Source organism: Pseudarthrobacter sp. NPDC058329, from assembly GCF_042879835.1.
GTDB lineage: Bacteria > Actinomycetota > Actinomycetes > Actinomycetales > Micrococcaceae > Arthrobacter.
Map to the genome: position 1 here is coordinate 887,537 of NZ_JBHVZR010000001.1, position 14,013 is coordinate 901,549.

The following is a 14,013-nucleotide window of genomic DNA, read 5'->3' on the forward strand; positions in this document are numbered from 1 at the left end:
GAGGCACGTCGAGTGCTAACCCCTGTAGAGCACGGCGCGGGCGGAACGGCTGCCCTGAACCCTGGATGGAGGTGGAGTGTGAGCGAGCCACGCAAACTGGAAGTACTGCGGGCCATCGTGGAGGACTACGTCCACTCCCGCGAGCCCGTCGGGTCCAAGGCCCTGGTGGAACGGCACCATCTCGGCGTTTCCAGCGCTACCATCCGCAATGACATGGCCGCCCTGGAAGACGAGGGACTGATTACGGCCCCGCACACCAGCGCAGGCCGTATTCCCACGGACAAGGGCTACCGGCTGTTCGTCGACCAGATTTCCGCTGTGAAGCCGTTGTCCCAGTCGGAGCGGCGTGCCATCCAGTCCCTGCTGGAAGGCGCGGATGACCTCGACGACGTCCTGGAACGCACCGTCCGGCTGTTGTCCCAGCTGACGAACCAGGTTGCGGTGGTCCAGTACCCGCACCTCAACCGAGCACTGGTCCGGCACATCGAGTTCGTCCTTCTCGCCCCGCGGAAGGTGCTGGTGGTGCTGATTGCCAACAGCGGCAAGGTCGAACAACGGGTCATCGACGTCGGCCAGGACCTCGCGGATGACGCCATCGCTGCGCTGAGAACCCAGTTCCTTGGATCCCTCGCGGGGACACCGCTGGCCCAACTCGGCCAGTCCCTGCCCGCGGTGGTGTCCGGCGTCGTCCCCGGACAGCGTCAGGCAGCCCACGCGCTGGCGCACGGGCTGGAAGGCCTTGCCCACAGCAGCCGGGAAGACCGCATGGTGATGGCCGGCACTGCCAACCTCGCCCGTTCCAATGTCGATTTTCCGCTCAGCATCGGGCCAGTGCTGGAGGCGCTCGAGGAGCAGGTGGTGATGCTTCGCCTGCTCAGCGAGATGGCACAGGACCCCCGCGGAGTGACCGTCAGCATCGGCCGGGAAAACCCCTACGACGGCCTTGCGGAGGCATCCGTCGTGGCCACGGGCTACGGCCCGGACAGTGTCGCCAAGATTGGCGTGCTGGGTCCCACCAGGATGGACTACCCCACTACCATGGCGGCAGTCAGGGCTGTGGCCCGTTACCTGTCACGGATTCTGGGACCCTGACCGCAGTACAGCGCCGAAAGGCGCACAGCAGTGTATGCAGCACGACTGCAGGCAGAACAACAAGGAAGAGATACGAACTTTGAGCAGCCACTACGAAGTCCTTGGAGTCGCACCGGATGCCACCGGGGAAGAGATCAAGAAGGCCTACCGCAAACTGGCCCGGACCCTTCACCCGGACGTCAACCCCGGTGAGGACGTTGCGGACCGCTTCAAGGCAGTGACCCACGCCTACGAAGTTCTCTCGGATCCCCAGAAGCGGCGGGTCTATGACACCACCGGCAACGAGAACGGCACGGACAACGGGTTCGGCGGGGGAGCCTACGCCGGGCAGGGCTTCGCTTTCCAGGACATTTTCGACACCTTCTTCGGCGCCGGTGGCACCGCCGGCCCCGCCTCGAGGGTTCGGCGCGGGCAGGATGCGCTTATCAGCGTCCGGATCGAGCTCCGCGACGCCGTGTTCGGGGTCAACAAGAAGCTCGAGGTGGACACGGCAGTGGTCTGTCCCACCTGTGACGGCTCGTGCTGCCAGCCCGGAACGCACCCTGAACGCTGCGATATCTGCGGCGGCAGCGGCCAGGTCCAGAGGGCAGTCCGTTCCATCCTCGGCCAGGTCATGACCGCCGCGCCGTGCGGCAGCTGCGAAGGTTTCGGAACCGTTATCAAGGACCCCTGCAACGAGTGCAGCGGGCAGGGCCGGATCCGCAGCCGCCGTTCCCTCACCATCAAGGTTCCTGCCGGCGTCGCCACCGGGACACGCATCCAGCTGTCCGGCCAGGGCGAAGCCGGTCCCGCCGGCGGGCCCGCCGGCGACCTCTACGTGGAAATCCGCGTCAACAATGACGCCACCTACGTCCGGGAAGGCGACGACCTCCACGCCACCCTGAACATCCCCATGACGGCGGCTGCCCTGGGAACCGACGTCACCCTCGAAACCTTCGACGGAGCCCAGGACATCGACGTAAAGGCCGGCACCCAATCCGGGGAGATCATCACCCTGCGGGGCCTGGGCGTCACCCACCTGCGCGGCTACGGCCGCGGCGACCTGAAGGTCCATCTCCAGGTCGAGACGCCCGCGAGACTCGACGCGGCGCAGGAAGACCTGCTGCGCCAGCTCGCCAGACTCCGCGGCGAGCAGATCACGGAGGGCAAGCTTGCTGCCAGCGGCGGCATGTTCGCCAAACTCCGGGACCGGCTCGGTAACCTCTAGCGGTGAGCAACCCCGTTTTCTTCACCGCGCCCGGGTCCCTTGACCGGATGGTGCCGGAAGGGATCTTTGTCCTGGAGGGACCCGAGGCGCGGCATGCGGTCACGGTCAAGCGGCTCGCTCCGGGCGAGGCCGTGGACATTGTGGACGGCGCCGGCACCCGGATGAGCGGCAAGGTTGCCGCCGCTTCCCCCTCCGGACTCGAAGTGGAATGCGGGTCCTTGGTTGTTGAGGACCGGCCACGCACCAGGCTGGTGCTGGTCCAGGCCCTGGCCAAGGGCGACCGGGATGAGCTTGCCATCGAGACAGCCACTGAACTGGGGATCGACGCCGTCGTTCCCTGGCAGTCCGAACGTTCCATCGTGCGCTGGAAGGGTGAGCGGGCAGCCAAGGCGCACGCCAAGTGGCAGTCCGTCGTCAGCGCTGCCGCCAAGCAGGCACGCCGTGCCTGGATCCCCGAGGTGCGGGCCGCCGTCGACACTGCCGGCCTCGCCACCGCCGTGGAGGCGGCCGGGCTCGCCGTTGTCCTGCACGAGGACGCCGTGCGTCCCCTGCGGGCAGTCCTGGAAACGTGGCTCGAAACGGAGGCATCCGACGGGGTTCGGGAAGTACTCCTGATCGTCGGGCCGGAGGGCGGCATCAGTCAGCGGGAAGTGACAAGGCTGTGCGGCCAGGGTGCCGTGACGGCCCTCCTGGGGCACCACGTGCTGCGTTCATCCACGGCAGGTCCCGCCGCCGTCGTTCTTGCCAGTGACGTCCTGGGCCGCTGGGCCGCGCCGGCGCTCTAAGCCGCAGCAGCAGCAGGAATTAACGGACCCTGAAGCTCCGGGTGTCTTCGCTGCCGCCCTCCGGGCCTTCCGGGCTGGAGGCCTGGGCCACCCGGAGCTCGAAGTCACCCGCCGGGAGTGTAAGGGCCAGGGTGAATACTCCCGCCTGGGCCGGGTCCGCGGCTGCCGTTGTTTCCCCGGTCAGGAACGGAGTCTTGTTGCCGTTGTCCTCGGAGCGCAGGATCTGCCAGCGGAGCTTGCCGCCCGCCACGGTGCTTCGTCCAGTGATCTTGACGCTGCCGTCCGCCACTTCAACGTCTTCCTGGGGGTCGATGATCCATACCGGAGCCACCAGCCCCGAGGTGCGGGCCATAAGGGAGCCCAGCTGCACATGGTTGAAGGCGACGTAGTCCGTGTGTCCGTCCACGAGGATGCGGACGCGGATCTGCTGCCCGGAGTCAATCAGCCCCGAACTGGCAGCAGCCGCCGTTGCCGTGTACACCAGCTGCTGGACGGCCCGGGCCGCCATGTCGGCGTCAAGGTTGCTGTTGAAGGCATCCTCCGAAACATCCACCGTGATGACGTCCTTGCCGGAGATCGATGTGGCCAGCTGGCTGGGGTTCTGCCATGGCGTAAAGAAGTCGGGATCCAGCGGCTTGTCCGACATCATGGCGCGCAAGGCCCGCGTCACGGGATTCTCCTGCTCGGGAACGTCCCGGAATTCCCGGTAGAGGAAGACATTGGAGTCGCTCCGGCCAATCCAGTAGACCGGTGCCTTGTTGGACGACTGCGTGGTCTCCAAGGGGGCGCTCGTGGATGGGGCTCCGGACGTGTTCCCGGGGCCGGCAGGGCTGGAGGACAGTGTGCCGGTGGGGGTTGGTCCCGGGTCGGCGATGCAGCCTGCCAGGACAGGTACGACGACCAGGAGACCGGCAAGGACCGCTGAGCGGGCGCCGGGGAAGGCTCCTCGGGCGCGGCGGGGCGCTGCGGTTTCCGGCAACTTGATTGCCCTGTCCTTTCCTGGTCGGATGGGCCGATCCCCGGTCGGCCCTGATGTTCCAGCAGCAGGCTGGATTTCCAGCATTGCACAGCCCCGGGGAGCAGACGGGCCGGGATGCGCCGGGCGGTCCAACTGCAACTGGAACGATATGAGGCCGATATGAAGTTGATACCTAATGACGGGATAACCCGCGGGGTGCTGCCGGACCGGGCCGTCGGCGTCCTGGTGCAGTATGGGGTCAGGAGTGTCCGCTGGCGTAGGATGGAAGGTACCGCTGGAGGCGACCGGCAACGGCCGCCGCAGTCCAGCCAACAGCTATTGTTTCGACATCGAGGGGATCACGGGCCCGCGGGCCAGCACTATGACTGAATCAGCTAACGGAAAGCGCAGGCTTGTCACCGGCGAGGGCGCAGCGGGGGAGTTTCCCCACACACTTCCCGGCGTCCGTACCGAAGTAGTCCTCTTCGACAATTCCGACCAGATGGTTCAGTCGCTGGGCAGCCACGACGAGGCGCTGAGGTTCATTGAGGAGCAGTTCCCTGCCGTCAACTTCCACGTCAGGGGAAACGAGCTCTCCATCAGCGGTCCGGCTGCGGACGTGCCGCGGATTATGCGGCTCCTTCACGAGGTCCGCGGACTGGTTGCCCGCGGTACAGTCATCAGCCCCGCCGTCCTGCAGCAGCTCGTGGCACTCCTGCGCACCCAGTCCTTGCAGAACCCCGTCGATGTGCTCACCCACGACATCCTGTCCAGCCGCGGGAAAACCATTCGTCCGAAAACGCTGAACCAGAAGAACTATGTTGACGCCATCGACGCCAACACGGTCATCTTCGGAATCGGGCCAGCCGGTACGGGCAAGACCTACCTGGCGATGGCCAAAGCAGTGCAGGCCCTGCAGCAGAAGGAAGTCAGCCGGATCATCCTGACCCGCCCGGCCGTTGAGGCCGGGGAGCGGCTTGGCTTCCTTCCAGGCACATTGAGCGACAAGATCGATCCGTACCTTCGTCCGCTGTACGATGCCCTGCACGACATGATGGATCCGGAATCCATTCCACGGCTCATGGCGGCAGGGACCATTGAAGTGGCGCCGCTGGCCTATATGCGCGGCCGCACCCTTAACGACGCCTTTATCATCCTGGACGAGGCGCAGAACACCACGCCCGAACAGATGAAGATGTTCCTCACCAGGCTTGGCTTCGGATCCAAAATGGTTGTCACAGGCGACGTCACGCAGGTGGACCTGCCCTTCGGCACACGGTCGGGCCTGCGCATCGTGGAAGAGATCCTGCAGGGCATCGAGGATGTCAACTTTTCCGTCCTGAATGCGGCGGACGTCGTTCGGCACCGCCTGGTGGGCGATATCGTCAACGCCTACAGCGTCTGGGATGACGTCCAGCGCAGCCGGGTCAAGCATTCCGCAAGCCGGGAAAAACGGGGGGAACACGCGTGAGCATCGAGGTGAACAACGAGTCCGGTGTCCAGGTGGACGAATCGGAGCTCGTTGCTTTATCCAGGTACATTTTTGAGCAGCTTTACATTCATCCGCAGGCCGAATTGTCCATTCTTTTGGTGGATGAACCCGCGATGGAGAAGCTTCACATCGAGCTCATGGATGAGCCCGGCTCCACGGATGTGCTCTCCGTGCCCATGGACGAGCTGACTCCGGGCACCCCGGACCGGCCCACGCCGCAGGGCATGCTGGGCGATATTGCGGTGTGCCCGCAGGTCGCCACCGTCCAGGCCCGGAACGCCGGCCACTCGCTGCAGGACGAGATGCTGCTGCTGACCACCCACGGCATCCTGCACCTGCTGGGCTACGATCATGCCGAGCCCGAGGAGAAGGCCGAGATGTTCGGCCTTCAGCGCGAACTCCTGTCCGGCTTCACCGGCAAAGAAGCTCCGGCAGAGACCACCCAGTGACCCCTTTGCTTCTGGTCGCGATGGCCCTGGCTTTCCTGGGCGTTGCGGCGGTACTGACGGCGGCTGAGGCGGCCTTCAACTTCCTTCCCCGGCACGACGCTGAAGAGGCGCTCCTCAAGAGCCGCGGCACCGCAATGCGCCGGATTTTGGCGCAGCCCGTGGCCCATATCCGCGCGCTGCGGTTCTGGCGGATCTGGTTTGAGACAGCCTCCGCGGTGGCCGTCGCCGTCCTGCTGTACAGCCTGCTCGATAACATCTGGCTGGCCGGGCTGGCCGCAACCGGCATCATGGCCCTTCTGGGATTCGTCATTGTGGGCGTTTCTCCACGCCAGCTCGGAAGGCTCCACTCGGCCGCCGTCGTTCGCTTTACGGCACCGACGATCCGCTTCCTGACCTGGGTGCTTGGCCCTATTCCGGGCTGGCTCGTGGCCCTGGGAAGCGCTGCAGCCCCCGGCGCGCCGGGTGGCGACGAGGCTTTCTTCAGCGAGCAGGAATTCCGTGAGCTTGTGGAACGGGCCAGCGAATCGGACATGATCGAGGACACCGAGGCCGAGATGATCCAGTCGGTCTTCGATTTCGGCGACACCCTGGTCCGCGCGGTTATGGTCCCGCGCACAGATATCCTCAGCATCGAGGCAGGCTCCAGCCTCCGCCGTGCCATGTCGCTCTTCCTCCGCTCGGGTTATTCCAGGATTCCCGTGATCGGCGAAGACACCGACCATATTCTGGGCATCGTCTACCTCAAGGACGTCGCCGCCGTCCTGCATGGGCTAGCCCCCGGTGAAGAGCCGCCCCTGGTGGACTCGCTGGTCAGGGAGGTGCGCTATGTACCGGAATCGAAGCAGGTCAGCGACCTGCTGCGCGAGCTGCAGAAGGAATCCACGCACGTGGCCATCGTGATCGACGAATACGGCGGCACCGCCGGGCTCGTCACCCTCGAGGACCTGATCGAGGAGATCGTGGGCGAAATCGTCGACGAGTACGATACCGAAAGCGCCGAGGCCGTGGAGCTGGAAGACGGCTCCTACCGGGTGAGCGCCCGGATGAGCATTGATGACCTCGGCGAGCTTTTTGACATCGAGCTCGACGACGACGAGGTGGACACCGTGGGCGGCCTGCTCGCCAAGGCGCTGGGCCGCGTGCCCATCGTCGGCAGCAACGTCGTCGTGGACGGTGTGTCGCTGCGCGCCGAACGGCTCGAAGGCCGTCGGAACCGGGTCAGCCACATTATTGCGGCGCTGGTTCCAAAAGTAGACACTGACCTTGAAGACCTCCTCCAGGAGGCGGAAGCAACCCAGCAGGGAGTTCCACGTGAGCAAGAAAAATAAGGCCGCAGCCGACGAGGATTTCGGGGGCTTCCGGGCAGGGTTTTCCGTCCTGGTGGGCCGCCCGAACGCGGGCAAGTCCACACTGACGAATGCGCTGGTGGGCAAGAAAGTGGCCATCACCTCCGCCAAGCCGCAGACAACCCGGCACACGATCCGCGGGATCGTCCACCGCGAGGATGCACAGCTGATCCTTGTGGACACACCGGGCTTGCACCGTCCCCGCACCCTGCTGGGAAAGCGCCTGAACGACCTTGTAGCGGATACGCTCGCAGAAGTGGACGCGATCGGGTTCTGCCTGCCCGCCAACGAAAAAATCGGACCCGGTGATAAGTACATCGCCGCACAGCTCGCCGCTGTTGGCCGCCAGCCTGTTATCGCCATCGTTACCAAAGCGGACCTGGTGGACCGGCAGGCGCTCACCGAGCAGTTGCTCGCCGTCGCCGCGCTCGGGCGGGAAGTGCTCGGGGAGGAAGGCTGGAAGGACATCGTTCCGGTGTCCGCCGCCGACGGATTCCAGGTCAACACCGTAGCCGACGTCCTGATCAGCCACATGCCGCCGTCGCCGCCGCTGTACCCGGACGGGGAGCTGACCGACGAGCCCGAAGCCGTTATGGTCGCCGAGCTGATCCGGGAAGCGGCACTGGAAGGTGTCCGGGACGAACTTCCGCACTCACTGGCGGTGGTGGTCGAAGAGATCGTGCCCCGGGAGGACCGTCCTGAAGACAGCCCCCTGCTGGATGTGCGGGTGAACCTCTACGTAGAACGCCCGTCCCAGAAGGCCATCATCATCGGCAAGGGCGGCAGCCGGCTGCGGGAAGTGGGCACGAACGCGCGGAAGGGAATCGAGGCCCTGCTGGGAACCCGCATCTACCTCGACCTGCACGTGAAGGTAGCAAAGGACTGGCAGCGGGACCCGAAACAGCTGGTCAAGCTGGGCTTCTGACGCTTTAATACGTGCGGCCGCGGGGCCGTCCGGGGATTTCCCAGCCTGGACCACTAAAATGGACCGGATTTCAGAATCTAGAGGAAGGTTCACCACGTGGGGCGAGGCCGCGACAAGCGCGAGAACGGAGCTGACGTGTCAGCAGGGGGACCGGTATCCCGGCACGCGGATAATGGCTCCGTTGGAGCCGCCCGCCACTTTGGCCCTGTGCGCGGGATGCCGCTGTGGCTGAAGATCACCACAGGCGTGCTGTCGGTTGCCCTCGTCGGCGCCCTCGCCTTCGCCGGTTTCTGGTTCATCCGTCTCCAAAACAACATCTCCAAGGCCCCGCTGAATGCCGGCGGCGGCAACAACGAACAGGTGAGCGAAGCGACCGGGCGGATGCAGATCCTGATCCTGGGCTCGGACACCCGCGATGGCAAGAACTCGGAGTACGGCTCGGCGGACGATTCCAAGGGCTACGGGAAGTCGGACGTCATGATGCTCATGGACATCTCCGAAGACAACAAGCGCGTCAGCGTCATCAGTTTCCCGCGTGACCTGCTGGTTGACATCCCCGAGTGCATGGACCGGGAAACCAATCAGGCCTTTCCCGCCCGGAGCGGCGTGATGATCAACGAGGCGATGAATGAGGCCGGTATAGGCTGCGCGGTGGACACGGTCAACCAACTGACCGGCCTGGAAGTGGACCACTTCATGATGGCGGACTTCAACGCGGTGAAGGAACTGTCCAACGCTGTGGGCGGCGTCGAAGTGTGTATCAGTGACGCCGTGTTTGACCCCGATTCCGGCCTCCGGCTTCCCAAGGGCACATCCGCGGTCGAGGGTGAAATGGCCCTCGCCTTCCTGCGGACCCGTCACGCATTTGCCGACGGCGGCGATCTTGGCCGGATCAAGGCCCAGCAGGGCTTCCTGTCTTCCCTGACGCGGAAGATCAAGGATGAGGGAACCCTGTCCGACCCCGGCAAAATGCTGACGATCGCCGACGTCGTCACCCAGAACCTGACCGTCGACGAAGGGCTGGCTTCCGTTCCCAGCCTGCTCACCATCGGTAACCGGCTCAAGGACATCGACATCAGCAAGGTCGCGTTCGTGGCGGTTCCCACCACGCCCGCCCTTTTGGATCCGAACAGGCTGCAGATTGCCGAACCCGCCGGCTCCCAGCTGTTCTCCGCGATGCGGCAGGACATCGACCTTACCGATCCCACCGCGCCGGCCACCCCTGCGCCCACCGAAACCACCCCTCCACCCTCGGCGGCTCCCAGTGAAACGGCTCCTCCGCTGCCGCCGTACGACAAGGCACTCCAGGCAGTGACGGTGGCCAACGGCAGTGGCGTGCCAGGGCGGGCACAGGAAATCGTCCAGGCCTTGATTGGCGGCGGCTTCACCCAGACGGCACAGTTCGAGGCGACCGCCGTGGAACAGTCAGTTGTCTACTACGGCACCGGCTTCGAAGACGTGGCGGTTGACGTTGCCGCGCTGCTGGGGATCCCGGCGGCGCAGATGCTGCCGGCTCCGGCGGTGTCTGGTGTCCAGGTCTATCTGGGAACCGACTTCACCGCCGGCGCCACGTACGGCAGCTCCGTCCCGCTGCCGGAAGACATTGTCAACCAGACGGCCGGGGATTCCCTCTGCCAGCAGGCCAACCCGTTCCTCATCGTGAACAGCTAGCAGACACCGCCTCCAAGCGATAAAACAGGCCGGGGCCCGCCGTGGAAATCTCCACGGCGGGCCCCGGCCTTGTTTTTCACCAGATGCTGACGCGCAACTACGGCGACAACAACAATTCGTACATGGAGGTGACCTCAAAGGCGTCGTGGAAGGCGTCCAGGTTCTTTGCGATGGCATTGGTCCGGAACTCGTTGGGCGAGTGCGGGTCAGTTGCCAGCCTGCGGATGGCTTCCTCACTCCGGATGACCTGCCGCCAGCCTGCTGCCCAGGACGCGAAGAAGCGCTGTTGCCCTGTGAGGCCGTCCAGGACCTCCGGCTCCTCGCCGTCGAGGCTGATCAGGTATGCCTTGTAGGCGATGGCCAGCCCCGCGAGGTCGCCGATGTTTTCGCCGAGCGTCAGGCGTCCATTGACGTGATGTTCCGGCGCAGCGTACGGGGAAAGTACCTCGTACTGCGCCACCAGCTTGGCCGTGAGTTTTTCGAAGGCATTGCGGTCCTCGTCGGTCCACCAGTTCCGCAGCGCGCCGCCGCCGTCGAACTGTGACCCCTGGTCATCAAAGCCGTGGCCGATTTCGTGCCCGATTACCGCCCCGATGCCCCCGTAGTTCACGGCGTCATCCGCGTCCGCGGTGAAGAACGGAGGCTGGAGGATCGCCGCCGGGAAGACAATTTCGTTCATCATGGGGTGGTAGTAGGCGTTGACTGTCTGCGGGGTCATCAGCCACTTGTTGCGGTCCACCGGCTTGCCCACCTCATCAAGGTGCCGGTCGACGTCGGCGTTATGCGCCCTTTCCACGTTGCCCAGCAGGTCGGCGGGGTCGATCTCCACGGCCGAGTAGTCGATCCACTCCTCCGGGTAGCCGATTTTCGCCCGGAACCCCTCCAGCTTCCGAAGGGCCTCGGCCTTGGTATCCTCGCCCATCCAGCTGACTGCTGTGATGCTCCGGCGATAGGCCTCAATGAGGTTGGCGACGAGTGTCTGCATGCGGGCCTTGTGTGTTTCCGGAAAATGCCGCGCAACATAGATCTGGCCCACTGCTTCGCCGAGGCCGCCTTCCACCACGCCCACCCCGCGCTTCCAGCGGTCCTTGTTCCGCGGGGTACCACTGATGGTGGTCCCGTAGAAGGCGAAGTTGCCATCCACGAATGCCGAGGACAGGTAGGGGGCCGCGGCGCTGACCACCCGCATGGCCAGCCATTCCTGCCAGTGGGCCAGCGGCTCGGACTCGAGGAGGCCGGCGGCACCGTCAAAGAACGGGGGAGTGCTCACCACGATCTCCTGCCGCTTCCCCTCATCTATGCCGGCGGCGTCGAACCAGGTTGGAAGCAGCGGGAACAGGGCGGAGGCCTCGTCGGCGGACCTCAGGTTGTAGGTCTTTTGCGGGTCCCGGAGGGTGACGTTGTCCCAGTGGTGGGACGCCAGTTTGGTCTCGAGCGCTACCACCCTTCCGGCAGCACTGTCGGCATCCGGAACCCCTGCGAGGCCAAGCATGGTTTTGACGTGGGCCCCGTAGGCCGTGACCATTGGTGCGAACTTTTCTTCCCGGTAGTAGGACTCGTCGGGCAGTCCGAGGCCGCCCTGGCCGGTGTAGAGAAGGACACGGTCCGGGTTGCCGGCGTCCGGAGCGGGATAGATGTAGAAGAGTCCGCCGACGTCGGCCCGGAACAGCCGGCCTGCCAGCGCTATCAAGTCCGTCACGGAGGTGGTGGCAAAGACGTCCGCGAGCCGCTGGCGGATCGGTTCCATTCCCTTGGCTTCGACGGCGGCTTCGTCCATAAAGCTGTTGTAGAGGTCGCCGACCTTCTGCTCGATGCCGCTGGCGGCACCGCCCTTTGCTGCTGCCTCCTCGATGATGTCCCGTACGGCAATTTCAGAGCCATCACGAAGGGCTGTGAAGGTGCCTTCGAGGGGCCGGTCATCGGGAACTTCGGTAGCCTTCAACCATGCGCCGTTCACGTGCTGGTAGAGGTCATCCTGCGGCCGGACGGTGTTATCGAAGGTGGACAGGTCGATCCCCGAAATGGGCACTGAAGCTCCTTTTTATGCTGACCTCCGCCGGCGGAGTACCGGTCGGCGTCTGCATGGTGGACGTAACGGACGGTAGTGCTCTTTCATCTTACGCACCCGTGTTACTCTCAAATGGTGCGTGCAGACCTTCTTCTTCTTAGCTGCCGCGGCGAGGCCTCAGACGCGATCTAGCGCAAGGCCCACCCTCGCTGCGGAGTTTGTGTTGCCCGGCCACCCTTTCAAGGAAGAACCACAGAAAAGGCCCCGATAGTAATGCGAAACGCACAGAAGCCCTCCGGAATGCCCGCCCACCGCTACATGCCGTTCCAGGACCAGATCAAGGTTGAGCTGCCGGACCGCACATGGCCGGACAAACTGATCACCAAGGCCCCGCGCTGGTGCGCAGTGGACCTGCGCGACGGCAATCAGGCGCTGATCGACCCCATGAGCCCGGCCCGCAAGATGAAGATGTTCGATCTGCTGGTACGGATGGGCTACAAGGAGATCGAGGTAGGTTTTCCGTCGGCGTCCCAGACGGACTTCGACTTTGTCCGCCAGCTCATCGAGGGCAACCACATCCCGGACGACGTCACCATCCAGGTCCTGACGCAGGCCCGCGAGCACCTGATCGAGCGGACCTACGAGTCCCTGGTGGGCGCCAAGCAGGCCATCGTCCACCTCTACAACTCCACCTCCGTGCTGCAGCGCCGCGTGGTCTTCAACCAGGATGAGGACGGAATCCTGGACATCGCACTCCAGGGTGCGCGGCTGTGCAAGAAGTACGAAGAGACCCTTGTGGACACGCATGTGACCTATGAGTATTCGCCGGAGTCCTTTACCGGTACAGAGCTCGAATACGCCGTGCGGGTCTGCAACGCGGTCGCGGACGTATTTGAGGCTTCCGCGGACCGGCAGGTCATCATCAACCTGCCCGCCACCGTGGAGATGGCCACCCCGAACGTGTACGCCGATTCGATTGAGTGGATGAGCCGCCACCTGCACCCCCGCGAAGGCATCATCCTGTCCCTGCACCCTCACAACGACCGCGGAACGGGTGTTGCGGCTGCAGAACTGGGCTATATGGCCGGTGCCGACCGGATCGAGGGCTGCCTGTTCGGCAACGGCGAGCGGACCGGCAACGTGGACCTGGTCACGCTGGGCCTGAACCTCTTTGTCCAGGGCATCGACCCCATGATCGACTTCTCCAACATCGACGACATCCGCCGGACCGTGGAGTACTGCAACCAGTTGCCCGTCGCCGAGCGTTCACCCTACGGTGGCGACCTCGTCTTCACTGCCTTCTCGGGTTCACACCAGGACGCCATCAAGAAGGGCTTCGAGGCGCTGGAACGCGATGCTGCTGCCGCCGGAAAGGACGTTGCCGACTTCACCTGGCAGGTCCCGTACCTGCCCGTGGACCCCAAGGACCTGGGCCGCAGCTACGAAGCTGTTATCCGGGTCAACTCCCAGTCGGGCAAGGGCGGCGTGGCCTACCTGCTCAAGAACGAGCACAGCCTGGACCTGCCGCGCCGCGCCCAGATCGAATTCTCCGGCGTCATCCAGAAGCGCACCGACACTGTGGGCGGAGAGGTCAGCGGCGCCCAGCTCTGGCAGGTATTCCAGGATGAGTACCTGCCCTCCGGCAAGGCGGACGGACAGTGGGGCCGCTACTCCCTGGGCGCGGTCAAGACTGAAACAGATAACGACGGCGGCATGACGCTTCACGCCTCGCTCACCGTGGATGGTGTCGAGGCTCAGCGCACCGGTACGGGCAACGGTCCCATCGCTGCGCTGCTTAGCATCCTGCGGGAGGACGGCGTGGACGTCCGCGTCCTGGACTACAGCGAGCACGCACTCTCCGAGGGCGGCAACGCCATGGCAGCTGCCTATGTGGAATGCGCTGTGGGGGAGCGGGTGCTATGGGGTGTGGGCATTGACGCCAACACCAGCATGTCGTCCCTCAAAGCCGTGATTTCTGCGGTCAACCGCGCCATCCGGTACGCACAGGCCTGACGCACCGCCGTGGGGGGGGGGGGCCCCAGGGGGGGGGGGACCCCCCCCCCCCCCCCGCCGCTGTTAC

General features: G+C 64.8%; 11 protein-coding genes. 9 read left to right on the forward strand and 2 right to left on the reverse strand.

Features of this window, described 5'->3' with window-relative positions:
- The first annotated feature begins 78 nt into the window (after positions 1–78).
- The 3 genes from hrcA to ACFVYC_RS04230 all read left to right on the forward strand — a co-directional run bounded on the left by hrcA (position 79) and on the right by ACFVYC_RS04230 (position 3,084).
- Complete coding sequence (gene hrcA, locus ACFVYC_RS04220) at positions 79–1,092, forward strand: heat-inducible transcriptional repressor HrcA (protein WP_387546935.1); 1,014 nt, start codon at positions 79–81, stop codon at positions 1,090–1,092.
- A 79-nt stretch (positions 1,093–1,171) separates the two neighbouring features.
- Entirely contained in the window at positions 1,172–2,299 is a 1,128-nt protein-coding gene (gene dnaJ / locus ACFVYC_RS04225; protein WP_387546938.1) for a molecular chaperone DnaJ, read from the forward strand.
- 2 nt (positions 2,300–2,301) lie between these two features.
- On the forward strand, positions 2,302–3,084 hold the full coding sequence (locus ACFVYC_RS04230) for a 16S rRNA (uracil(1498)-N(3))-methyltransferase (RefSeq protein WP_387546940.1): 783 nt from the start codon (positions 2,302–2,304) through the stop codon (positions 3,082–3,084).
- 19 nt (positions 3,085–3,103) lie between these two features.
- On the opposite strand, the gene ACFVYC_RS04235 is transcribed toward ACFVYC_RS04230, so the two are convergent.
- Complete coding sequence (locus tag ACFVYC_RS04235; RefSeq protein ID WP_387546943.1) at positions 3,104–4,063, reverse strand: GerMN domain-containing protein; 960 nt, start codon at positions 4,061–4,063, stop codon at positions 3,104–3,106.
- 361 nt (positions 4,064–4,424) lie between these two features.
- Here ACFVYC_RS04235 and ACFVYC_RS04240 point away from each other — a divergent pair, with 361 nt between their 5' ends.
- The 5 genes from ACFVYC_RS04240 (at position 4,425) to ACFVYC_RS04260 (ending at position 9,925) form a co-directional block, all read left to right on the forward strand.
- Positions 4,425–5,513 (forward strand): PhoH family protein, encoded by a 1,089-nt coding sequence (locus tag ACFVYC_RS04240; RefSeq protein WP_387546944.1) that lies wholly within the window; start codon positions 4,425–4,427, stop codon positions 5,511–5,513.
- Positions 5,510–5,983: an rRNA maturation RNase YbeY gene (gene ybeY, locus ACFVYC_RS04245; protein ID WP_387546947.1), complete on the forward strand. Its 474-nt coding sequence runs from the start codon at positions 5,510–5,512 to the stop codon at positions 5,981–5,983. The genes ACFVYC_RS04240 and ybeY overlap by 4 nt, the downstream gene beginning before the upstream one ends.
- A complete protein-coding gene (locus ACFVYC_RS04250; protein WP_387546950.1) occupies positions 5,980–7,311 on the forward strand; it encodes a hemolysin family protein in 1,332 nt (443 codons plus the stop codon). Before ybeY ends, ACFVYC_RS04250 begins: the two co-directional genes overlap by 4 nt.
- The gene (era, locus tag ACFVYC_RS04255; RefSeq protein ID WP_387546953.1) at positions 7,295–8,254 is read left to right on the forward strand and encodes a GTPase Era; all 960 of its coding nucleotides are present in this window, start codon (positions 7,295–7,297) and stop codon (positions 8,252–8,254) included. Before ACFVYC_RS04250 ends, era begins: the two co-directional genes overlap by 17 nt.
- Positions 8,255–8,470: 216 nt before the next feature.
- Positions 8,471–9,925 (forward strand): LCP family protein, encoded by a 1,455-nt coding sequence (locus tag ACFVYC_RS04260; RefSeq protein ID WP_387547147.1) that lies wholly within the window; start codon positions 8,471–8,473, stop codon positions 9,923–9,925.
- Between the two features lie 97 nt (positions 9,926–10,022).
- Here the strand turns inward: ACFVYC_RS04260 and ACFVYC_RS04265 are convergent, their stop codons facing one another.
- A complete protein-coding gene (locus tag ACFVYC_RS04265) occupies positions 10,023–11,954 on the reverse strand; it encodes a M13 family metallopeptidase (RefSeq protein WP_387546956.1) in 1,932 nt (643 codons plus the stop codon).
- A gap of 252 nt (positions 11,955–12,206) precedes the next feature.
- On the opposite strand from ACFVYC_RS04265, the gene leuA reads away from it, so the two are divergent.
- A complete protein-coding gene (gene leuA / locus ACFVYC_RS04270) occupies positions 12,207–13,946 on the forward strand; it encodes a 2-isopropylmalate synthase (protein ID WP_387546958.1) in 1,740 nt (579 codons plus the stop codon).
- The last annotated feature ends 67 nt before the right edge of the window (positions 13,947–14,013 follow it).